This is a genomic window from Providencia sp. PROV_01 (assembly GCF_053098325.1).
In genome coordinates this window covers 2,738,147-2,761,185 of record NZ_JBRFKD010000002.1, presented here as the reverse complement: position 1 = coordinate 2,761,185, position 23,039 = coordinate 2,738,147, and the positions used below count along the sequence as shown (strand labels likewise).

Genomic DNA, 23,039 nt, shown 5'->3' with positions numbered 1-23,039 from the left:
GCTTAAATTTACTCATAAAAATTAAGCCCTTTATATAAGACTAGGCAACCAAATAATAGAGCGCAGGAATAGCGGCTATCGCAATGGCATATGCCATAATTTTTTCAATCGCTTTTAATGGCATTTGGTTGGTTTGCTGCTGACGAGCATAGAAAAAGACCAAAATACCTGGAGCATACAAAACGACAGATAATAGCAAATTAATTAACCCTGATGCATAAAGCAGCCATAAACCATAAAGGCTGGCAATAGCTCCAACGGCAAGTAATGCTTTATTATGACGTTCAAAAGCCACTTTTACTAAAAATGCGCCAACAAGGAAATAAGGGACTAAAATCATTTCAGAGGCGATGGTAAGCAATGTGTTGTAATTACTCCCACTAAGCCAAATAAGAACCAAAGATAGTTGTACTGCACCATTGGTGAGCCATAAAGAAGATGATGGTGCATCATTTTTATTTAATTTGTTGAATATTTTAGGGAATGATTGATATTGGGCTGCGATATAAGGTACTTCCGCAGCCATAATAGTCCAGCTTAGATAAGCCCCACAAACGGAAATAATTAGGCCTGCCGCAATAATAATATCACCACTCGAACCAATTAAATTTACCATGAGCGGAGCCATGGATGGGTTTTTTATTTCTGCGAGTTCAGCTCTAGGCATGATACCTAGGGAAAGTAAGGTAACAAGAATGTAGATAATTAATGCAGAACTTACTGCAAAAATTGTTGCTAAGCCAACATCACGGCGATTTTTAGCTCTAGCAGAAACGACAACAGCACCTTCGATACCAATAAATACCCAGAGTGTAATCAGCATGGTATCTTTAACTTGTTCCCAAACCGGAACACCAAATTCGATACCACTAAAATCTGCATTGAAAATATCAAGTTTAAACGCAAAAAAAGCCAATACAATAAATAAGCCAAGAGGAACCAATTTTGCCATTGTAGCAAGTTTATTAATCCCAGCGGCTGTCTGTACCCCTCGAAGAACTAAATAATGAACAAACCAGAGAAGTATGGACTCTCCGATTAGAGCTTGCCATGTATTCCCATCACCAAAAACAATGTTATCAGGCGTATCCGTAAAAAAACTGATTGCTGCGAATACGATAACGAGATAAGACACATTGGCAACTACCGCACATAGCCAATACCCCCAGGCTGAACAAAAACCAATTAATTCCCCGAAGCCGACTTTTGCGTAAGTAAATATTCCACCGTCAAGGTCAGGACGTATGCGGGAAAGTAACAATAGGGCAAATGCTAAAAAGAGGATACCCACACCTGTAATTGACCAACCAATTATTAATGCGAGTGGGCTGGCAACTTCCGCCATATTTTGAGGGAGACTAAAAACACCGGCGCCAACCATTGAGCTAAGAACTAGCGCTGTTAGTGCGGTAAGACTCAAAGTATTTTTCAAAGTAAATCCTGAACGTTCAGAAATCAAAAGTTAAAATGACGTTAAAATGCCATTGCAATAATTAGTTTAACTAGTAGCCATTAAAAAAGCAGATAGAATGACTACATGTTTTCATAGGTGTGGATTCTACGAACGAAATGACAGATATGCAATGGCAATGTATGCATTTTTAAAGATGTTTTATGCACTTTTTTAAAAGAATGGAAGTGAATAGAGCCAAAGAAAATAAATAACGTAAAGAGAAAGTATAAAAACAAAAAAACCAGCCGAGTAGGCTGGTTTTAACATCACGTAATACTGGGTTATTTAAACAAGTCAGCACTGATGGTGACACTTCCACCATTAGATTGCCATTCTCTTGTAATATGGAAATACTTAGCCCCTTTAGCTTCAGCACGTTTTGCTATTTGGTAACGTACTTCTGGCGTATTGGTGTAATATCCTGAGAATGTAATAGAGTCAAATGGAACCATTTGAGCTGCTGCTGTTTTGTTCACTTCTTCAATAACATAGCCACTTGGCAGAGTCACACTAGTACGACCTGGCTGGCTGCTAGAGGTTTCAAAGAAACGACCGACTGCGCTTGTTGGCTCTTCAGAAGATGCAACACCTGGGATACGTACTTTTTTAGCTGCTTCACCGCCTTCAGCTAATAGAGCTCGACCAGCTTCTGAATCAGCAGGAACCACTGCGTCTTCATTAAGTACTTGTCGTTTCGGGGCATCTTTCTTATAGATGTAAGCCGTTGCTAATGTGTTTCCACCATCATTCATTGCGATATTACGAACCACATAGAATGAGGCTGCATTTTTTTCAAGGGCTTTTTTAGCAATAGCCTCATAGAGGTCTGGTTGAGAAGGGTAAAAACCGCTTACCGTAACAGTATCAAAAGGCTCATATTCTGTTGCGTCAGTTTTTGACATTTCTTCAACACCACCGAATACACGACGTTTCGGTGTACCAACTTCTGGTGCATCTTTTGCGTAGACATCTGCAACAACACGCATGTTGCCGCTATCACCTACATCATCAAGGCTTTGAATGTAAAAGGCATATGCCCCCATTTTATCAGCCCTACGGGAGACTGCATCGGATGCTTCATAAATAGCATTAAAGCGCCCGGTAACTGTTATACGCTCATAAGGTTTTAATTCAGTAGCCTGTTTTGGCGTCAATTCAACAGCCGCCTGAGTAGCCGTTATACTAGTTAATGATAACACCGCGGCTGCGATGACCGTAGTTTTCAGCTTCATACAAAATCCTTCCGCCTTGCGCAATTTATTATAAACATGCTGAATCTTAGTTGTATCACATGTACGTGATTATTACACGTAACGGAACCCGTTGTCTCATGATTTTCTTTTTATGAGAAATAAATAATTATTGACTAGTTAAATTTACCAGATTTTTTAAAGTATCCAGTATTTTATTGACCTAAAACTAAGATTTTCACTGCGAATTCCATTTACTGTCTAAGAATCGAGATCAATTATGGATCAAGAAGCTTATTTTCAGTAGGTTATTAGAACATTAAAAATCTGTTTATGCACAAAATAAGACTTTTCTCTGTGATGATAGTCATTATTTTAGCAAACACTCTATTAACAACATTACGTTAGGCATTAAAAAGGGAACATTATGCGTATTGGTATACCAAGAGAAAGACTTGCCAATGAAGCGCGTGTTGCAGCTACACCATCAACAGTGACTCAACTTCTTAAGTTAGGTTTTTCTGTCTGTGTAGAACAAAATGCGGGTCATTTAGCCAGTTTTGATGATGTAGCATACGAACAAGCGGGGGCAGAAATCGTTGATCGTGATACTGCATTTGCTGCGGATATCGTTTTTAAAGTCAACGCGCCACTGGATGATGAAATTCCTCTGTTAAAAGAAGGGGCAACACTGGTGAGTTTCATTTGGCCGGCACAAAATGCTGAGCTAATGGAAGCGTTAAAAGCTCGGAAAATTAACGTGATGGCGATGGATGCCGTGCCACGTATTTCACGTGCCCAGTCACTTGATGCGCTGAGTTCAATGGCAAACATTGCAGGCTACCGTGCAATTGTTGAAGCTGCTCATGAATTTGGCCGTTTTTTTACGGGGCAAATTACGGCAGCAGGTAAAGTGCCTCCAGCGAAAGTCATGATCATCGGTGCTGGGGTTGCTGGTCTTGCTGCAATTGGTGCAGCAGGTAGCTTAGGCGCTATTGTTCGCGCTTTTGACACTCGCCCTGAGGTGAAAGAGCAAGTTCAGAGTATGGGAGCTGAATTCCTTGAGCTAGATTTCAAAGAAGAGGCTGGTAGTGGCGATGGCTATGCCAAAGTGATGTCAGAAGCATTTATTAAAGCTGAGATGGAATTGTTCGCTGCCCAGGCGAAAGAAGTCGATATCATTGTGACTACGGCACTGATCCCAGGTAAACCCGCACCTAAATTGATTACCAAGGAAATGGTTGAATCAATGAAACCAGGGAGTGTGGTTGTCGACTTAGCGGCGCAAACTGGGGGAAACTGTGAATTAACTCAAGCAGATAAGTTGGTTGTGACTGACAATGGCGTAAAAATCATTGGCTACACTGATTTACCAAGCCGTTTGCCAACTCAATCATCACAGTTATATGGAACAAACCTTGTTAACTTGATGAAACTGCTATGCAAAGAAAAAGACGGTGAAATCAACATTGATTTTGACGATCTGGTTATTCGCGGTGTCACAGTGATTAAGCAAGGTGAAATCACCTGGCCTGCCCCCCCAATTCAGGTATCTGCTCAACCGCAGGCGAAACCGCAATCGGTTGAAAAAGTTAAAGCGCCTGAGAAAAAGATGTCACCGACGCTGAAATATGGCTTGATGGCATTAGCCATCATCTTGTTTGGTTGGTTCGCTAATTCAGCGCCAAAAGAGTTTTTATCGCACTTTACGGTATTCGCATTAGCTTGTGTGGTCGGTTATTACGTGGTGTGGAATGTCACTCATGCATTGCATACACCGTTAATGTCAGTCACTAATGCTATTTCAGGGATCATCGTCGTGGGCGCCTTGCTCCAGATTGGAAACGGTGGCTGGGTAAGCTTCTTATCCTTTATCGCCATATTGATCGCCAGTATCAATATTTTTGGTGGGTTCACTGTAACCCAACGCATGTTAAAAATGTTTCGTAAAGGGTAAGGGGTAACTTATGTTGTCGAGTGGAATTGTGACAGCAGCTTATATAGTTGCTGCTATCCTATTTATTTTCAGCCTTGCTGGGCTATCCCGTCATGAAAGCTCCCAACGAGGGAATACTTACGGCATCATCGGGATGGCTATTGCATTGGTAGCCACGATTTTAGGTCCTCACAGTGCTAATGTGGGCTGGATGATCGTTGCGATGGTTATTGGTGCAGTGATTGGTATTCGCTTAGCGAAAAAAGTTGAAATGACAGAAATGCCTGAGCTGGTGGCTATTTTACATAGTTTTGTCGGTTTAGCAGCAGTGCTGGTTGGTTTCAACAGCTTTATCGCAAGTGAAGGGCACGCTGATGTTGTGATGGAAAACATTCATTTAACAGAAGTTTTCTTAGGGATCTTCATTGGTGCGGTTACCTTCACTGGCTCAGTGGTCGCTTATGGTAAATTATCAGGAAAAATGTCATCAAAACCGATGATGTTACCTAATCGCCATAAACTGAATTTAGCGGCGTTAGTTGTTTCATTCATTCTGTTAGTGATTTTCGTTAAAACAGAAAGTGTGGGCTTACAAGTCTTCTTGATGCTAATCATGACTGCGATTGCTTTAGCTTTTGGCTGGCATTTAGTGGCATCAATTGGTGGAGCGGATATGCCTGTGGTTGTTTCAATGCTGAATTCTTATTCAGGTTGGGCTGCTGCAGCGGCAGGTTTCATGTTAAGCAATGACTTGTTGATCGTCACAGGGGCATTGGTCGGTTCTTCAGGTGCGATTCTGTCCTATATTATGTGTAAGGCGATGAACCGTTCGTTTATCAGTGTTATTGCAGGAGGCTTCGGTACAGATGGCTCTTCAACAGGCACAGAAGAAGAAATGGGTGAGTACCGTGAAAGCACGGCAGAAGAAGTCGCTGAAATGTTGAAAAATTCAACATCGGTAATTATCACTCCAGGCTATGGTATGGCGGTTGCACAAGCACAATACCCTGTTGCGGATATCACCACTAAACTACGTGAACGTGGTATTAATGTGCGTTTTGGTATTCACCCTGTAGCTGGGCGTTTACCTGGCCATATGAACGTATTATTAGCCGAAGCTAAAGTACCTTATGATATCGTATTGGAAATGGATGAAATTAATGATGATTTCTCTGATACCGATACCGTTCTTGTTATTGGTGCTAACGATACGGTTAACCCAGCGGCTCAAGAAGATCCAAACAGCCCAATTGCAGGTATGCCAGTTCTTGAAGTTTGGAAAGCAAGCAATGTCATTGTATTTAAACGTTCAATGAATACTGGCTATGCTGGGGTACAAAACCCATTATTCTTCAAAGAAAATACGCAGATGTTGTTTGGTGATGCGAAAGATAGCGTTGATGCAATCTTACGTGCATTGTAATTTAATGAGTTACTAATTCATTTCAAAAAAAATTAGCAAAGTAAATAAGAAGGGGGGATTGGTTAATTCCAGTCACCCCTTCTTGATATTTGAGAGTTAAATCAGTTTATGTGATGCAGTCTTATAAACGCATCATTTGAGGCAAAATCGAGCGCAATTGGTTAGCCCTCGAGCAAAGGTAAACACTAATAAAAACGCTAGTGTTGATATTATGAGCATGCTCATCATGAGAACTCCGCCATTGAAATTATCCATGACATATCCTCCCACTAAGCTACCAATAGTAATTAAAATTAAAAACATAAAGGTAATCAAAGCTGAACCTTTTTCGGTTAATTCTGGAACATGAACGTGCATCCACATGTTGATTGTTGCAGGAACCATACCCGCAGCAACTCCCCATGAAAAAACAAATATGATACTGATTGCCCAATTAAAATCTAAAACAGATAATGCGAGAAAAGCTAAGGCCAATAAAAGTGCACTAATCGCAAAATTATAACGAACATTATGTTTTCCGACATAACCTGCCAGTATATTGCCAACGACGCTAGCCACTCCAAAAAAGAGTAATAATGCTGAAATTTGCCCTTCGATAAAGCCTGCGGTTTGTTTAAAGAATACCGTAAAATAATTATAGGCAGAGAAATGTGCTAAAAAAATCAGTGTGAATATAACTAACCCTTTACGTGCAATAGGGTGCGAGGGCATCAATAATAACTCTTTCCATTGCATAGACGAGTACGGCTTTAATGATGGTAAAGAAAAATACTGCATTAAAAATGCGATAGCGCCCGCAATGACTAATGCAATATAAGGTGTTCTCCAACCATAGTTATCAGATAGCCAAGCGCCTAGAGGTACGCCGAGTACGGTAACTAATGTGACTGCCGAAAAAAATATTGTTACGGATGTGGTAATTGACATGTTTTTAGGTGCTAAACGTACGACTAAGCCAGCAGCAACACCCCAAAAACCCCCTAATGCAATTCCTAATGCGAAACGACCTAATAAAACTAAACTAAAATTAGAAGCGAAAGCCGTAATTGCGTTGGCTAATATCATGAGAGCAACTAAGAAAAGTAATACTTGGCGTCTATCGATATTTTTTGCATAAATGGGAACAAATAGGGAGGATACCATACCTGCGATAGATGTGACTGTCACGGTAAGTCCTGCAGTACCTGTTGATATTTGGAAATCATAAGCGATATTATTCAGGACGCTAATCGCTAAAAATTCACCAGTAACAATAATGAAGCAAGCAAAAGTTGCAGATAATAGTGAAAGCCAGTTACCATTGTGCGAAGAAAAATGAGTTGTTGTCATTTGCTTTCCATGAAAATTGAGTTATTTACAAAAAAATAATTTTATAGTGACCGCTATAAAATTATAGTGCTATTCTTTATGCAAATTTAGGCGCTGTCAATTATTTTTGTAGTGACCACTATAAAATAGTTATGGCATCGTGAGTTGACTGCGAGTAAAGTGAGAAGATGAATCAAATAAAACGCGGGCGGCCTAAAGGCTTTGACCAACAAGATGCATTAGCTAAAGCCATGTTACTTTTTTGGCGAAATGGCTATGTTGCAACCTCAATTAGCGATTTAACTCATGAGCTAGGTATCACCGCACCTAGTCTTTACTGTGCTTTTGGTGATAAAGCATCGTTGTTTAATCAATGTATTGATTATTATTTGATGAATGAAGCTTGCCCTATTTTGTCTATCGTAAAGCAAGCTAAAACGGCGAAAATTGCGATTGAATTACTGATGTACGAAAGCGCCAAAAGGCTAATTCAGCCAAACAAACCCGCAGGTTGTATGTTGATTACTGCGGCAATGAATGGGGCGAAGCAAATCGAAGATGTGCAATTAAACGTTCAAGAAAAACGTAAGAGCTATCAAGAGATTCTACTAGAGCGTATGCGCAAAGGTATTGCTGATGGCGATGTTGCACCAGATGCACCGATTGAAGCTATCGTTGATTTTTATATCACGGTAATTGATGGTTTTACCATCCAAGCGTGTGACGGAATTGAACTTGAGAGGCTGAATCAAGTTATTTTTAATGCTATGCAGGTTTGGCCAGTACTTAATTCCAGCCAACATAAACAGAATCAGGATTGAATTGCTCCCCTAGTTAGTGAATTAGGGGGAGCAATTTTTAAATGATTAATTAATCTTCATCAGCAGGGGTGATAGGGCAGACAAAGCCGTCAGGTTTAATCGCTAATAAATCACATTTTAGCTTATCGATGACATGCTCTGCGGTATTCCCCAAAAAGGCCGCTGAAATCCCTGTACGGCCTAAAATACCCAGCACCACAACCCCCGCATGTAATTCTTCACACATGTCAGGAATAATTTTTTCAGGTAGGCCTTCACGGACATGGGTGTACTTTTCATCAATCCCAAATTTTTGCCGTAGCTCTTTCATCGCAATTAAATGTTGGCCACGTAGTGCGTTGTTATATAAGCTCGGGTCGAAATCGGGCAACTCTATGGCAATATTCATTGGCGCAACAGGATATGCGCTTACTAAATGAATTTCCTGTTCTTTAATAATGCGTGTTGCTAAGTCTTTTGTTTTTTCGACCAATTTAATATTGAGGTCATCGTGATAAGATTCCTCATTTGATAAATTAACGGCAACAACCACGGAACCGTGGTCTGGCCATACTTTATCTTTCACCATCCAGACAGGAGCAGGGCATTTTCGGAGTAAATGCCAGTCTAACGGGGTAAAAATAATTGACTCGAAATTATCGGTTTGATGTGCCATTTTCAGTAATAAGTCATGTTCACCACTGATAACTTCCTGAATAATGGCCTCATATGGCTTGTTGTGCCAAATAACTTTAATTTCAATATCAATGCCTGCTTCAAGATAGAAATGAGCTTGTTGTTTGATCCACGCTGCTTTTTGGCTTATTACACCTTTACGCATGGCATTACGCTCTTCAGGGGACAGTAATGTTGTCATGTCATAGGAAAGGTCGTAGATAGGCAAAAACGCTTTTATCCGTCCACCATTACGCTGCACGATGTAGACAGCACGTCTTAATGCAGGTTGATCATCCTGATTTGGGTCAATTGCAACTAGCAGATTTTTATAGTTTGCCATATTGAAATCCTCTCGATACACGGATATTTCCATATAGATAAACTATGATATTGAGATTAAATAGGCAAGAAATCTAGGGAAAAAAATGAAAACGGATCACTGATAACGTGATCCGTTTAGGGATATTAGCATGTAATTGCGGAAACTTTACCAGCAATATCAGTCAGTTTAGCCATATCTTCGATGGTGATATACTTACCTTTAACACTCAGCATGCCACTTTTTTGAAAGCGGCCTAATAAACGGCTGATGGTTTCAACAGTTAATCCAAGATAGTTACCAATATCTCCACGAGTCATGGTCAATCTAAATTCTCTTGGTGAAAAACCGCGTTCTGCAAAGCGGTGTGAGAGGTTAAGAATAAATGCAGCTAAACGTTCTTCCGCATTTTTCTTAGATAATAAAAGGATCATTTCTTGGTCACCTTTAATTTCACCGCTCATTAAACGCATAATTTGCTGACGTAAATTAGGCATTTTGCCTGATAAATCATCTAATGTTTCAAAAGGTATTTCACAAACCATTGATGTTTCAAGTGCTTGTGCAAAACTTGGGTGCTGTGTATGAATGATGGCGTCAAAACCAACAAGGTCTCCAGCTAAATGAAAACCGGTAATTTGCTCATCGCCTTCTTCGGTTATTGTATAGCTTTTTATTGTACCAGAGCGGATGGCATATAATGAACGCAACTCATCGCCTGCTTTAAACAAAGCTTGGCCTTTTTGAATTGGTTTCTTGCGTTCGATGATATTATCAAGTTGATCCAGTTCATGTTCATTCAGCGTAAAAGGAATGCAAAGTTGGCTAATACTGCAGTCCTGGCAATGAATAGCACAACCACCAGACTGGATGCGACGAACAACTCTTTTTTCTGGGATCATATTTAAGGCTCAATCAAGTTAAAATTATTGATATGAGTCAATTTTAACATAAGATAATGCAACTGGTAAGTAGTAATGTATGACAGAATCGACTTAATAAACAAAAAAACCAATCAGAGAACATGGAAGAAATTAGTGAATTTAGATATTAATGCTAAATTAAAGAAGATTACTAAATATAAAATTTGATATAGATTAAATTTCACCCTCTAAACGATAAAAAGATGACAGATATCACCATTGTAATTAATACTTAAAATTATAGTGCTTGAGCACGAAATATTAAACTAATTAGCATTAATTTAACACGAAAATAAATTTATGAATATCAATTTTTCAAATTAACCTCAATAAGGAGATTATAATGACACTTACTCAACAGTCTTTACCCACTTCGATGACAGTTGTTGACATTATAGAACCTGGTGGGTCAGAAAAGCTGCGATTAATTGATAAACCGTTACCTAGAATTTCTGCAGGGTATTTACTTGTTAAGGTGGAAGCTGCGGGCGTTAATCGTCCTGATATTTTTCAGCGTAAGGGATCTTATCCTCCACCGGCTGATGCTTCACCGATTATGGGGCTTGAAATTGCAGGAACTATTGTAGGCAAGGCGGATGATGTAGCGGAATGGCAGCTAGGTGATAAAGTTTGTGGGCTGGTTGCTGGGGGCGGTTATGCGGAATATTGTCTAGTGCATAAGCACATCGCCTTACCGTTAGGGAATTTATCTTTTATCGAGGGGGCGGCAATACCTGAAAACTTTTTTACTGTTTGGGCAAACGTTTTTCAAATCGGCAAGTTAAAAAAAGACGAAACAGTACTTATTCACGGGGGAACATCGGGTATTGGTAGTGTGGCGATTATGTTAGCGAAAGCGTTTGGTGCAACAGTGATTATCACTGTTGGTTCTGAGGATAAGGCTGAAGTTGCAAAATCGTTAGGTGCAGATTGTGCTGTTAACTATAGAAAAGATGATTTTGTTGAGGCTACGCTCAATTATACCTCCTCTCGAGGTGTAGATATGGTCGTGGATATTATCGGTGGCGATTATGTTGCAAAAAATTATCAAGTTGCTGCTAAGTTTGGGCGCATTATCCAGATTGGGATGATGAAAGGTAACCCTAAAGAGTTAAATATGATGCCTTTAATGGTAAAAAGATTAACTCATACGGGATCAACAATGCGTTCTCGAACTATTGAAGAAAAAGTTTTGATCGCACAAGAGCTCAAAGAACAAGTTTGGGGGATGTTACAAAAAGGTGAAATTAAACCTATTGTTAACAAGATCTACCCTTTAGCCCAAGTAAAAGACGCTCATGAGTATATGGAATCAGGTGACCTTACTGGTAAAATTATCCTAATAAACAATTGACTATAATTTTTTAATCTGGTTTTTATTGTTGTATTACGATATATTTATAATAGTAAAAACCAGTCCATTTATAACAAATAATTTACATAATCAAGTCTTTTTAGCGTAAATATCTCTTTACAGTTAACTAAATTTTGATTTTTTGTGCTCGTCCACAAATTAGAATGAAATTCCAATTGGTTTGTTAATAATTTAATAAAAATAGATTATATCTATAAACAAGTTGGCCATTAACGGTTTGTTTATCAATAAGTAATCCTTAAATGATATTTTTAAATGTATATCATTAATATATTGATATCTTTTATATAAACACAGCCCGTTATGCACTTTCCAATGATATTAAGTTAAGTGACTTAAATGCAACTAGCGGCTGCTAATTGCAGTTTGAAGGTGTAGTAATGATGAATAATTTTAAAAATGCAAAGATGAATGTAGATGCATTGTTTTTAGGCCCTAAATCTGAAAATGCTGTCTTTTTCAAAGAAATGATGGAATATTCAGTGAGTGAACACATGCATTGGCGCTCTAGCTATCATCCAGAAGACCCTGATCTTATCTCTACCGTTGACCGCTATGCCCCTGAATACCGAGATACGTTATATCGTACAGAAGGTATTCTTAATCAACTCTCTTCAAAATTAAAAACAACATCAGTTCCATGGTTCTCTCCACGTTATATGGGCCATATGAATGCAGATACGCTGATGATTTCTAATTTAGCTTATGTTATGGCGATGATGTACAACCCTAATAATTGTGCACAAGAATCTTCTCCGACGACAACCGTTTTAGAAATAGAGGCCGGATTAGATTTATGTGCCATGTTTGGTTATGACGTACAACATGCTTGGGGGCATATTACATCAGGTGGGACAGTAGCTAACTATGAAGGATTATGGGTGGCTAGAAATATTAAAACACTACCGTTGGCGGTTATGCAGCACCCAAAATCCCAATACTTGCTAAAGGGGAAAACCGAAAAAGAGTTGCTCAATCTTTCAGTGCCTACAGTTCTAGATTTAATTGACGAATTAAAGAAACAGCAAATTTTTGAAGAAATTCGTGATCTGACCTGTCGTGGCGTTGGAATAGAGCAAGGAAAACTCGGTAAGTTATTGGTTCCTCAGTCTAAACACTATTCATGGATGAAAGCGATGGATATTCTTGGTTTAGGCCAACAGAATATTGTGCAACTACCCGTTGATGCAAGTTATCGAACGGATGTGTGTAAAATGCGTGAAACCGTATTTGCATTGATTGAGCAAGAAGAACCTATTTTAGCAGTCGTTGCCGTTATGGGAACCACAGAAACTGGCGCAATTGACAATGTCAAAGAAGTCATTGAGCTACGACGTGAATGTGAGCAACGTTTTGGTGTTTCTTTTTATGTGCATATCGATGCTGCTTATGCGGGATACGCTTGTGCGATGTTTCGTGATGAAGAAAATCAATTTATGGAGTATGAGAATTTAATCCAACGGTATCATAGTGAAGGAATTTTCCCTGAAAATATGGTGTGGCCAAAACGCGATGTGTATGAAAGTTTTAAAGCATTAAGCCAAGCTGATTCTATTACCGTTGACCCTCATAAAGTGGGGTTTATTCCGTATGCGGCGGGGGCAATTTGTATGAAAGATAAGCGGATTGTAGATTTGGTTTCTTACCATGCCGCTTATGTATTTGAAGAAGTGCAAGAAAAACAGCGTAAAGCAGAAAAAACGCAAAATGTATTACTTGGCTCTTCCATCATGGAAGGATCAAAAGCGGGCGCAACCGCCGCAGCGGTATGGGCTGCACACCGCTTAGTCCCATTAAATGTTTTAGGGTATGGAAAAGTGATTGCCGCAGGGATCATCACAGCTAATTGGATGATTGACAAAATTAATCAATGTGAGCCTTTCATTATTGATGAGCGTCAATTTTCAATTATAGCGATGCCTACGCCTGATTTTCATATGATTAACTTTATGTTTCGTGAAATCGGAAACACCTCTTTAGAAAAGCAAAATCAGCTCAATAAGCGGCTATATGAATTATGCTCTTATGCAGCTGGTCGGAGTTATTCTAATGATTTTCTCACCTCATCAACTTCGCTAACTTATGACGAATATGGTGATAATCCATTGAATTTATGTCGAGATGCACAGTTCTCTGATAACGAATGGCATAAAGTGCGGTCAATTTATGTACTACGGGCAGCGATCATGACGCATTGCTTGCGTGATAGGGCACATTTTGAAACCTATTGGGCGGAGTTAAAAAATATCTTTGAAGATAAACTGCAACAACTCATTAATGAAGAAAATAAGTCAAATCATTCCAATTATAAAATTAATATTTAATTGATTGTTAGGATCTCAATATGAAAAATCGCACACTTGGTAGTGTATTTATTGTTGCAGGTACTACGATTGGCGCAGGTATGTTAGCTATGCCTATCGCGGCTGCTGGTAATGGGTTTTTAGTTAGCTTGGCTATGTTATTAGTGTTATGGGCATTGATGTGTTACACAGCATTGCTTTTGGTCGAGGTTTATCAACATGAATCCCACGAAACGGGGATTGGTAGTGTTGCGCAGCGGTATTTAGGGTCTAGCGGCAAATTTATTACGGGTTTCAGTATGATGTTCCTTATGTATGCACTGACAGCGGCTTATGTCAGTGGTGCAGGGGAAATCATTACTTCAAATTTAAAAAGTAGTTTTGCCATTGAAATGGCCGATTGGATGGGAATTGTTGTATTTACCGTCATTGGCGGTGGCGTTGTATGTTTCGGGACTTCATCCGTAGATTTTATCAACCGTATTTTATTTGCTGCAAAAATTGTTTTCCTAGTCATTATATTGGCATTAATGATACCGCATGTTGAGCAACAAAATTTATTGGCTGCGCCAACTGAAAAAGTTCTCATTTTATCTGCGATACCGGTATTTTTTACCTCATTTGGTTTTCATGGTAGCGTCCCAAGTATCGTTAAATACATGGGAGGGGATGTCAAAAAACTGCGGGTTATTTTTATCATCGGAAGTGCTATCCCATTGATTGCTTATATTTTATGGCAAATCGCAACCTTAGGGAGTATTGGTACAACCACGTTCGTTGGTATTTTAGCTGAAAACGCAGGGCTTAATGGACTATTAGATGCAATTAAGGATGTGGCTCAATCAGGAAAAACAGAGTTAATTGCACAAATGTTCATGAGCTTGGCTCTAGCGACATCTTTCCTTGGGGTTGCTTTAGGGTTATTTGACTTTTTAGCAGACTTATTTAAACGTCAAGATAATGCTTCAGGGCGTCTACAAACAGGTTTACTAACCTTTGGACCACCGCTAGTTTTTGCTTTATTTTATCCTAAAGGGTTTGTGATGGCATTAGGGTATGCCGCAATTGCACTTTCAATACTAGCTTTATTACTACCTAGTGCAATGGCATTTAAATCAAGGGCATTGAACCCACAGAAATATCAAGTATTGGGTGGTGGATTAGGTCTATCATTGGTATTTATTTGTGGCATTATAGTTATTGGTGTTCAGTTAGGGATTGTTTTCAACATATTACCTAATATTGGCTAATAAACCGTTTACTTGCCAGCTGTCTTTTGATAGCTGGCTTGTTCCTTTCCTTAAAGCCTTTCTCAAATTTACGGCATAATTTACTCAGTTAGACAATTTACCGCACATTTTTTACTGTTGTATCGACATTTAGTCGGTATAATCCATATAAGAATGATTATCATTAGCACGTTATGCACAAAAACAGATATATCTAAAGCTGGCATTTTCTGTAAAAGTAACTATTATGTTAGATATATCGGTTTTAGAGTAAATAACCCTGAGAATTTTAATGGCCAGTGAACAACAACTAGACCCGTGTTTGTGTAACGGTAAAAGTGTCAGTCGTATGTTTAACCCTAAACAGTTAAGGATTTATATCCTACATTTACTGACGGGGGGAATTAATTATGGTTATGAGTTAATAAAAAAAATTGCAGAAGAATCGGCAGGTTTTTATTGTCCAAGTCCGGGTGTAATTTATCCGACTCTAACGTTATTAGAAGAGTTAGGGTTTATTTCAGCGGGTAAAGATAATGGAAAAGGGCGCAAGTGTTATGTGATTACTCCAGAAGGTCGCTGTTTTTTATTACTCAAAGCTGAAATATTGGCAGAAGTTCAACTAAAATTAAAATATGCACAGGAATTAAAAGCAGGTAATCAATTTGCTAATGAAATTGAATGTGCTGTAGATAAATTTAAGTCATTGTTGAGACACCAAATCGTGATACAACAGTTGACAAAAGAAGAGACAACAAGAGTCGTTGAGATCATTAACCGCGCAGTGGAACGAATTGAGCAAGTTAATGCGGTGTTAGTGGCAGAGGGAAAATCAAATGGCTAAAACGAATGATATTATACAAGCAAAAGAGCATTTATATATGAAAGAAACAAGCAAAATACCACAGAGCAACGACCCGGTTACTTCTGAAAATGAACCGCCTGTGAATACGAATAAAGATGTTAAATTTAAAGAGGTTGTTTGCCCCAATGTCCCAACGTCATATTTTAAGCGAGCTAAAAAACAAAAAATAAAATAATAATTTGGATAGTTTACAAAATCTTTATTCATACGAAAGGCATAAAGAATAAATGCAATTATTTTCATTATTGATGAATAACAGTACTCAATTTTCTATTATTTCGTCAATAAGGTCAATTTTAGGGTACATATAATTATTTTGTAAACTGTAACTATCATCCTATATCAGTATACGACTTATTGAGAAGGCCCCCTGATCACTTAGCGTCATCAGGGGGTATCGGTTATAAGCCCAATTTAGCGTGTATTTGGGCTATTTCATTTATCCACTGTTGTTGTAACTGTGGCTTTTGGTGGCTTAGTTTGCGTTTTTGATCCGCAAGTAACTTTTGCTCTAATATCAGTAATTTTTCTAGTAGTCATCTTCATGCGCAGGTTCCTCACAAGGAATTTTAATCGCCGATTTAACAGAGACATCTCTCCCAAGTGTAGGCGTTAATAATGACTGGGATTGCAGCTCGATTTTATGATAAATATCATCAACATTAAGGTATTCCTCTAGCCGATTATCATCGATAAACCAGAAGCGTTGGCAGCTATTTTCAATGAGCCATCTATCATGGCTTACAACCAATAATGCTCCAGAAAATAAGCTAATTTGTTCACAAAGCGCTTCCTTGCCTTCTAGATCAAGGTGATTGGTAGGTTCGTCCAATAAAATCAACTCGTACTGAGCTAAACTTAAACCAATAAACAATAACCTAGCGCGTTCTCCACCACTCAGTGTTACTACTTTCTGTTGATGGCGTGAATAAGCAAAACCAGCGCCAATCAAGGCCATTTTTCGTTGTTCATCGGTTAAAGGTGCAAAATGACGTAGTGCCTCTAGTAGGCTATCATTATCATTTAGCTGCTCTAATTGTTGGTCATAATAACCAGCACTGATTGCTGGGTGAAACTTCAATTGCGAGCTATAACGCAAATCTTGTTGATAACATTGCCAAAGTAGACGTAATAGTGTCGATTTACCACAGCCATTAGCGCCCATGATGGCGATACGGTCACCACTTTTCACTTGATGAAATGCCGTTTTAAACAACTGATTTCCATTCGGTGTTGAAACAACAGTGTATTCCAACTCCAAAACTCTATCTGCAGGAATCGCTTTGCCATTTAAAGCAAGCTTCCATTGATAGCCTTCAGTTAACTCAGTTTGGGCATCTTTAAGCCGATCAATATGTTTTTCCATCTGCTTGGCTTTGCGTGACAAGGCTTCATTGTCATACACATGCCCCCAAATAGCTAAGCGCTTGGCACTTGATGCAATACGGTCAATTTCTTTTTGCTCGGCTTGATTACGACGTGCATCAGTAATGTCTTTTTCACTCAATGCTTGCCGTGCTGCACTGCAAGGTAACCGATAAAAATGCAGTGATTTATCTCGTAAAATCCAAGTGCAGTTACTCACCTTATCTAATAATGACTGGTCATGAGACACGAGTACGAAACTGCCTTTCCATGACTGTAAGAAATTACCTAACCAAATAAGTGTGGGTAAATCTAAATGATTACTTGGTTCATCAAGTAGTAGTAAATCGGGCTGCTCAATTAAAGCACGACCTAGAAGCAAACGAGTATGTTGCCCTCCACTGATGGCATAAGCTTTTTGTTCCCACTGTTCAGGTGTAAAACCTAATTCTGATAATAAAACTTCAGCCCGCCAGCGTTCAGTGACTTTGTCTTGTTCAGGTAATTTTTGAACCAGTGCATCAAGGAGTGTTAAGGAAGCAATATCATCGGGTAAATGTTGTTCAATATAAGCAGTAACACAGTGGTTCGCATAAGTAATACTGCCATTATTAGGGGACAATTGCTGGGTTATTAGCTTCAATAATGTACTTTTTCCGCTTCCGTTATGGCCAATTAAACCAATACGGTCGCCTTGTTGAACGGTAAAAGAGATATCATTCAATAAAGTCGAGGTTGAAGTATCGTAATTTAGTGATTTTACAGTTAATAAAGTGCTCATAGCTTACTCAAATTTTAGGCATAAAAATGCCAGGGCATAGTCGTCACGACAACCCAGTAAGCTGAGGGAAGATTTTCTTTAGTGGCTTCGCTCAGGCAGGGTTATCGCAGTATAAAACTGTGAAAGCCTGAGCTCTGGCGATTACCAAAGAAGTGTGAGTATTCAATAAGATCACACAACAGCATAGATTAGCCTCCTTAATATTTGTTAAGTTAATCCATGAGATAATCATAGCAAACATAGTCTTTGGCAAACAATGTCCAGAAATGCGTTGTTTGATTATTATTGTTAAATTAAGTATATCCACAGATATAAATGATACTTATATCATGCACGAAGAAATGAATAATACTGCTGTGAATTGGGTTCTTCGTTGGTAGCGTTTAAAATTAGGATTCAAAAGCTAAGAGAGCCCCACATGAACGTAGAAATAAAGTCAGCAACCCACCAAGATGCCGCTTTGATATTAGATATGATCATTGAACTTGCGGATTACGAAAAAGCACGTCATGAAGTGAAAGCTACAGTTGCTGATATCGAAAATTCCTTATTCGATGAAAATTCAAGCACTGAAGCATTGATTTGTTATGTCGATGGGCAGCCAGCAGGGTATGCCGTATTCTTTACAAGTTATTCAACATGGTTAGGTAATAGTGGCATTTATTTAGAGGATTTATATGTATCCCCTAATTATAGAGGGGCAGGAGCCGGAAAAAAACTATTGAAACATATTGCAAAATTGGCCGTAGATCGAAAATGCCAGCGTCTGGAATGGAGCGTTCTTGATTGGAATCAGCCAGCGATTGATTTCTATAAAAGTATAGGTGCGCAACCACAGGATGAGTGGGTTCGTTACCGCATGGACGAAAAAACGATAGCTGAATTTGCTTGCTAATATTTATTCAAATCAAATGTTATTAATAAAGCCAGTAAACTAATTGACTGGCTTTATTTTTTATATATTGAATTAAATGTATACAATTAATGCCTTATTATTGTTTTTATCTGTCTATTCTACCTTTTTGTGACACAAGGCAACTTCACTTAACTTAAATGCTGATAAAATTTTATTAAATTAGATAGATAGCTAATTTAATAACTGTGTTTACACGTACTAACATAGTTAAAAAATAAAAAATTATTACTTTTGTCTTAGTTGTATTTATTTAGCATATAGGACAGTTATATCGTTTTATTAATATTTACCAGGTTAATAATCAAAATAATTGTTGTTCCTTGTTTTCTCATTTAATGGAAAGGGATGGTATGAAAATAAATAAGCAAAAAATATCTTTTTACATCATTTTAATAATAATTATTGTTGCGGGTGGTTTTTATTACTGGAATGTTAATTCAGGTGGGCTACCTGCTGGATTTGCACAAAGTAATGGCCGTATAGAAGCAACGGAAATTGATATTGCGACTAAGACTGCAGGGCGCATTGAAACGATTAATGTAAAAGAAGGCGATTTTGTTAAAGAAGGGCAAGAACTTGCTCGTATGGATACACGAGCGCTCCAAGAGCAGCTTCATGAAGTACAAGCCCAGTTACGCCAAGCGATTAGTGCAGTGACAACAGCCGAATCTGCTTTAGCCCAACGAAAAAGTGAAAAAGTTGCCGCTCAAGCGGTTGTTCGCCAACGTGAAGCGGAATTAGACGCCGCACAGAAACGATTAAATCGCTCTAGAGCTTTGGTAAGAACCAACGCTGTTTCTCAACAACAAGTCGATGACGATACAGCGCAGATGCAAGGTGCTCGCGCAGCACTGGAGGCGTCAAAAGCGCAAGTTGCCGCCGCGACATCAGCGATTGATTCTGCAAGCGCCGGTATTGTCCAAGCGAAAAACCGTGTTGATGCAGCGACAGCAACGGAACGTCGCATTATTGCGGACTTAGATGACAGTATTCTAAAAGCACCAAGAAACGGGCGCATTCAATACCGTGTCGCTGAGCCTGGAGAGGTACTTGGCGCTGGTGGGCGGGTCTTGAATATGGTCGATTTAAGTGATGTGTATATGACCTTTTTCTTACCGACTGAAGATGCAGGTAAAGTTGCCTTAGGCAGTGATGTTCACATTATCCTTGATGCTGCACCAAACATCGTGATCCCAGCAAAAACCACGTTCGTGGCAAGTGTTGCACAATTCACACCCAAAACCGTAGAAACACAAAATGAACGCTTAAAATTGATGTTCAGAGTACGTGCGCGTATTTCCCCTGAGTTATTAGAGCAACACTTAGAATATGTCAAAACAGGGTTACCTGGTAAAGCGTATGTACGTTTGGATCCGAATGAATCTTGGCCTGCTGAACTTGAGGTGAGATTACCACAATGACCAATAGACTGATGGATGATGTGATTATCGATATACAGCATGTCAGCCAGCATTATGGTGATAATTGTGCGTTGGATGACATTGTACTTTCCATCCCAGCAAGAAAAATGGTTGGGTTGATTGGTCCAGATGGTGTAGGAAAATCAAGCTTGATTTCTCTGATCGCGGGGGCAAGAGTGATTCAAGAAGGCCAAATAACGGTACTTGATGGTGATATGAATGACATTGAACACCGCCGAGCTGTTTGCCCTCGCATCGCTTATATGCCACAAGGTTTAGGGAAGAATCTCTACCATACATTATCTGTTTATGAAAACGTCGATTTTTTTGGGCGTTTATTTGGCCAATCAAAAGCTGAGCGTGAATATCGCATTCAAGATTTACTTGAAAGTACAGGGCTTGCACCCTTTAAAGACCGTCCTGCTGGCAAATTATCAGGAGGCATGAAACAAAAGTTGGGATTATGCTGTGCGTTAATTCATGATCCCGATTTATTAATTTTAGATGAACCTACCACTGGGGTTGACCCGTTATCTCGTGCACAATTTTGGGATTTAATCGATCGTATTCGTTTGCGACAAACCAATATGAGTGTTTTGGTCGCAACAGCTTACATGGAAGAAGCCGAACGTTTTGATTGGTTAGTGGCAATGGATGATGGCAAGGTGCTTGCCACTGGCCATGCATCTGAATTAAAAGCACAGACGCAATGTGATGACCTTGAAGCTGCGTTTATTCAATTACTACCAGAAGAAAAGCGTAGTGGACACAAAAAAGTGGTTATCCCGCCACGTGATACATCAAAAGACAATGTTATTGCCATTGAAGCGCAAGACTTAACCATGCGTTTTGGTAACTTCGTCGCCGTTGACCACGTTAATTTTAAAATCCCTAAAGGGGAAATCTTTGGCTTCTTAGGCTCCAATGGTTGTGGTAAATCCACTACCATGAAAATGCTGACAGGCCTACTTCAAGCCAGTGAAGGGCAGGCATGGCTATTTGGTCAAGAAATTGATCCTAAAGACATCGAGACTCGTAAACGCGTCGGTTATATGTCGCAAGCCTTCTCGTTATATAGTGAACTCAGTGTTGAGCAAAACTTAGTTCTTCATGCCAAGCTTTTCCATATACCGGAGGATAAAATCCCTCAGCGTGTGGATGAAATGTGCCAGCGTTTTGAACTTGAAGATGTGCGAGAGGTAATGCCTGACGATTTACCTTTGGGAATTCGTCAACGGTTATCTTTAGCTGTTGCTGTTATTCATGAACCTGAAATGTTAATCCTCGATGAGCCAACATCAGGAGTGGACCCTGTTGCCAGAGATATGTTCTGGAACTTAATGGTCGATTTATCAAGGCGTGACGGCGTCACAATTTTTATCTCAACTCACTTTATGAATGAAGCCGAACGCTGTGACCGAATTTCATTAATGCACGCAGGAAAGGTACTTGATTGTGATACGCCTGCAAACTTAACCAAAAAACGCGGATTAGCGACGTTAGAAGAAACCTTTATTGCTTATTTGCAAGATGCGGTGGGTGATGCAGGGCAAGGGCAAGAAACTGCACCTGAGTTCCATGTTGACCCTGAACTAAAAGAGCAAGCAACCGAAGCGTTGAAAAAACGCTTTAGTTTACGTCGGTTATTTAGTTATTCCATCCGGGAAGGCATGGAATTGCGTCGAGATCCTGTCCGTTCTACATTGGCGTTATTGGGAACTGTAATTCTTATGTTTATCATGGGTTACGGTATTAGTATGGATGTAGAAAATTTACGTTTTTCAGTACTCGATCGCGACCAAACAGGGCTAAGTCAGGGATATACTCTGAACTTAGCAGGCTCACGTTACTTTATCGAACAACCACCAATTAAAGATTATGATGACTTAGAGGCAAAAATGCGTAGCGGTGATGTTACTGTTGCGATTGAAATTCCACCTAATTTTGCTAGGGATATCGCTCGTGGTAATAACGTCAAAATTGGCGTGTGGATTGATGGTGCCATGCCAAACCGTGCTGAAACTGTGCGTGGCTATGTACAAGCAATGCACTTAGCATGGCTAAGTACGATGGCTGCTCGTCAACCCGTAGGTGTTGCTGGTATGCCCGCTATCGACATTGAAACTCGATATCGTTATAACCCAGATGTTCGCAGTTTGCCGGCGATTGTTCCCGCGGTTATTCCATTATTATTAATGATGATACCCGCCATGCTGAGTGCGTTAAGTGTTGTTCGAGAAAAAGAACTTGGTTCGATTATCAATCTTTATGTCACCCCGATCACCAAATTAGAATTTTTACTTGGAAAACAGCTCCCTTATATTCTATTAGGCATGTTTAACTTTGTATTACTTTGCATATTATCAGTGTATATATTTGGTGTTGAATTCAAAGGTAGTTTTCTGACATTAACGCTGGCAGCATTTCTGTATATCAGTATTGCAACAGGTATGGGGCTGCTAATTTCATGTTTTATGAAAAGCCAAATCGCAGCAATTTTTGGTACTTCTATCATCACATTGATACCAGCAACTCAGTTTTCAGGAATGATTGACCCTGTCTCATCATTGGAAGGTATTGGCCGCTGGGTTGGGATGGTTTATCCAACATCACATTTTTTGACTATCACGCGAGGAACCTTCTCTAAGGGGTTAAATTTATTTGATTTACAGTCATCATTTATTCCATTACTGATCACCGTACCACTGGTTATTGGGCTAAGTGTTTTATTCCTGAAAAAGCAGGAGGCATAGT

The 23,039-nt window shown here is 39.3% G+C and carries 17 protein-coding genes; 11 read left to right on the top strand and 6 right to left on the bottom strand.

The features are described 5' to 3' along the window. Positions 1-40 precede the first annotated feature (40 nt). Complete coding sequence (locus ACU696_RS13425) at positions 41-1,381, bottom strand: basic amino acid/polyamine antiporter (RefSeq protein ID WP_371021248.1); 1,341 nt, start codon at positions 1,379-1,381, stop codon at positions 41-43. A gap of 353 nt (positions 1,382-1,734) precedes the next feature. Further along, positions 1,735-2,685, bottom strand: a complete 951-nt coding sequence (ydgH, locus tag ACU696_RS13420; protein ID WP_109912180.1) for a DUF1471 family protein YdgH — start codon at positions 2,683-2,685, stop codon at positions 1,735-1,737. A gap of 385 nt (positions 2,686-3,070) precedes the next feature. Between ydgH and pntA the strand changes: the two genes are divergently transcribed. Beyond that, a complete protein-coding gene (pntA, locus tag ACU696_RS13415; protein ID WP_209101478.1) occupies positions 3,071-4,600 on the top strand; it encodes a Re/Si-specific NAD(P)(+) transhydrogenase subunit alpha in 1,530 nt (509 codons plus the stop codon). Positions 4,601-4,613: 13 nt separating this feature from the next. Next, the gene (pntB, locus tag ACU696_RS13410; protein WP_004910772.1) at positions 4,614-6,002 is read left to right on the top strand and encodes a Re/Si-specific NAD(P)(+) transhydrogenase subunit beta; all 1,389 of its coding nucleotides are present in this window, start codon (positions 4,614-4,616) and stop codon (positions 6,000-6,002) included. Between the two features lie 132 nt (positions 6,003-6,134). On the opposite strand, the gene ACU696_RS13405 is transcribed toward pntB, so the two are convergent. Continuing rightward, positions 6,135-7,331 (bottom strand): MFS transporter, encoded by a 1,197-nt coding sequence (locus ACU696_RS13405; protein WP_447343125.1) that lies wholly within the window; start codon positions 7,329-7,331, stop codon positions 6,135-6,137. A gap of 167 nt (positions 7,332-7,498) precedes the next feature. On the opposite strand from ACU696_RS13405, the gene ACU696_RS13400 reads away from it, so the two are divergent. Further along, entirely contained in the window at positions 7,499-8,131 is a 633-nt protein-coding gene (locus ACU696_RS13400) for a TetR/AcrR family transcriptional regulator (RefSeq protein WP_109912182.1), read from the top strand. 49 nt (positions 8,132-8,180) lie between these two features. On the opposite strand, the gene uspE is transcribed toward ACU696_RS13400, so the two are convergent. Together uspE and ACU696_RS13390 are read right to left on the bottom strand one after the other, a co-directional pair. Further along, on the bottom strand, positions 8,181-9,128 hold the full coding sequence (gene uspE, locus ACU696_RS13395) for a universal stress protein UspE (RefSeq protein ID WP_004910778.1): 948 nt from the start codon (positions 9,126-9,128) through the stop codon (positions 8,181-8,183). Positions 9,129-9,253: 125 nt separating this feature from the next. Next, complete coding sequence (locus ACU696_RS13390; protein ID WP_004254821.1) at positions 9,254-10,009, bottom strand: FNR family transcription factor; 756 nt, start codon at positions 10,007-10,009, stop codon at positions 9,254-9,256. Positions 10,010-10,373: 364 nt separating this feature from the next. Between ACU696_RS13390 and ACU696_RS13385 the strand changes: the two genes are divergently transcribed. The 5 genes from ACU696_RS13385 to ACU696_RS13365 all read left to right on the top strand — a co-directional run bounded on the left by ACU696_RS13385 (position 10,374) and on the right by ACU696_RS13365 (position 15,977). Then, positions 10,374-11,384 carry an NAD(P)H-quinone oxidoreductase gene (locus tag ACU696_RS13385; protein WP_447343124.1) on the top strand — a complete coding sequence of 337 codons (1,011 nt, stop codon included), beginning with the start codon at positions 10,374-10,376 and terminating at the stop codon, positions 11,382-11,384. A gap of 404 nt (positions 11,385-11,788) precedes the next feature. Then, positions 11,789-13,729 (top strand): pyridoxal phosphate-dependent decarboxylase family protein, encoded by a 1,941-nt coding sequence (locus ACU696_RS13380; RefSeq protein WP_117162203.1) that lies wholly within the window; start codon positions 11,789-11,791, stop codon positions 13,727-13,729. A 20-nt stretch (positions 13,730-13,749) separates the two neighbouring features. Further along, entirely contained in the window at positions 13,750-14,958 is a 1,209-nt protein-coding gene (tyrP, locus tag ACU696_RS13375) for a tyrosine transporter TyrP (protein ID WP_004910783.1), read from the top strand. A 271-nt stretch (positions 14,959-15,229) separates the two neighbouring features. Continuing rightward, the gene (locus ACU696_RS13370; RefSeq protein ID WP_209101480.1) at positions 15,230-15,781 is read left to right on the top strand and encodes a PadR family transcriptional regulator; all 552 of its coding nucleotides are present in this window, start codon (positions 15,230-15,232) and stop codon (positions 15,779-15,781) included. Beyond that, complete coding sequence (locus ACU696_RS13365) at positions 15,774-15,977, top strand: hypothetical protein (RefSeq protein WP_004910787.1); 204 nt, start codon at positions 15,774-15,776, stop codon at positions 15,975-15,977. The genes ACU696_RS13370 and ACU696_RS13365 overlap by 8 nt, the downstream gene beginning before the upstream one ends. 354 nt (positions 15,978-16,331) lie before the next feature. On the opposite strand, the gene ACU696_RS13360 is transcribed toward ACU696_RS13365, so the two are convergent. After that, entirely contained in the window at positions 16,332-17,948 is a 1,617-nt protein-coding gene (locus ACU696_RS13360; protein WP_447343123.1) for an ABC-F family ATP-binding cassette domain-containing protein, read from the bottom strand. Positions 17,949-18,366: 418 nt separating this feature from the next. Here ACU696_RS13360 and ACU696_RS13355 point away from each other — a divergent pair, with 418 nt between their 5' ends. From ACU696_RS13355 to rbbA, 3 genes are all read left to right on the top strand, one after another. Further along, the gene (locus tag ACU696_RS13355) at positions 18,367-18,843 is read left to right on the top strand and encodes a GNAT family N-acetyltransferase (RefSeq protein WP_110731917.1); all 477 of its coding nucleotides are present in this window, start codon (positions 18,367-18,369) and stop codon (positions 18,841-18,843) included. A gap of 371 nt (positions 18,844-19,214) precedes the next feature. Next, complete coding sequence (locus ACU696_RS13350) at positions 19,215-20,285, top strand: HlyD family secretion protein (RefSeq protein ID WP_004910790.1); 1,071 nt, start codon at positions 19,215-19,217, stop codon at positions 20,283-20,285. Then, positions 20,282-23,038 carry a ribosome-associated ATPase/putative transporter RbbA gene (rbbA, locus tag ACU696_RS13345; protein WP_196723386.1) on the top strand — a complete coding sequence of 919 codons (2,757 nt, stop codon included), beginning with the start codon at positions 20,282-20,284 and terminating at the stop codon, positions 23,036-23,038. The genes ACU696_RS13350 and rbbA overlap by 4 nt, the downstream gene beginning before the upstream one ends. Position 23,039: the final 1 nt, after the last annotated feature.

What these genes read in the sequence shown, in the direction of transcription:
- ACU696_RS13370 (WP_209101480.1), top strand. Translation starts at nt 15,230, where the DNA reads ATGGCCAGTGAACAACAACTAGACCCGTGTTTGTGTAACGGTAAAAGT.
- ACU696_RS13365 (WP_004910787.1), top strand. Translation starts at nt 15,774, where the DNA reads ATGGCTAAAACGAATGATATTATACAAGCAAAAGAGCATTTATATATG.
- tyrP (WP_004910783.1), top strand. Translation starts at nt 13,750, where the DNA reads ATGAAAAATCGCACACTTGGTAGTGTATTTATTGTTGCAGGTACTACG.
- pntA (WP_209101478.1), top strand. Translation starts at nt 3,071, where the DNA reads ATGCGTATTGGTATACCAAGAGAAAGACTTGCCAATGAAGCGCGTGTT.
- ACU696_RS13350 (WP_004910790.1), top strand. Translation starts at nt 19,215, where the DNA reads ATGAAAATAAATAAGCAAAAAATATCTTTTTACATCATTTTAATAATA.
- ACU696_RS13385 (WP_447343124.1), top strand. Translation starts at nt 10,374, where the DNA reads ATGACACTTACTCAACAGTCTTTACCCACTTCGATGACAGTTGTTGAC.
- rbbA (WP_196723386.1), top strand. Translation starts at nt 20,282, where the DNA reads ATGACCAATAGACTGATGGATGATGTGATTATCGATATACAGCATGTC.
- uspE (WP_004910778.1), bottom strand. Translation starts at nt 9,128, where the DNA reads ATGGCAAACTATAAAAATCTGCTAGTTGCAATTGACCCAAATCAGGAT.
- ACU696_RS13425 (WP_371021248.1), bottom strand. Translation starts at nt 1,381, where the DNA reads ATGGTTGGCGCCGGTGTTTTTAGTCTCCCTCAAAATATGGCGGAAGTT.
- ACU696_RS13405 (WP_447343125.1), bottom strand. Translation starts at nt 7,331, where the DNA reads ATGACAACAACTCATTTTTCTTCGCACAATGGTAACTGGCTTTCACTA.
- ACU696_RS13355 (WP_110731917.1), top strand. Translation starts at nt 18,367, where the DNA reads ATGAACGTAGAAATAAAGTCAGCAACCCACCAAGATGCCGCTTTGATA.
- ACU696_RS13360 (WP_447343123.1), bottom strand. Translation starts at nt 17,948, where the DNA reads ATGAGCACTTTATTAACTGTAAAATCACTAAATTACGATACTTCAACC.
- ACU696_RS13400 (WP_109912182.1), top strand. Translation starts at nt 7,499, where the DNA reads ATGAATCAAATAAAACGCGGGCGGCCTAAAGGCTTTGACCAACAAGAT.
- ydgH (WP_109912180.1), bottom strand. Translation starts at nt 2,685, where the DNA reads ATGAAGCTGAAAACTACGGTCATCGCAGCCGCGGTGTTATCATTAACT.
- ACU696_RS13390 (WP_004254821.1), bottom strand. Translation starts at nt 10,009, where the DNA reads ATGATCCCAGAAAAAAGAGTTGTTCGTCGCATCCAGTCTGGTGGTTGT.
- ACU696_RS13380 (WP_117162203.1), top strand. Translation starts at nt 11,789, where the DNA reads ATGAATAATTTTAAAAATGCAAAGATGAATGTAGATGCATTGTTTTTA.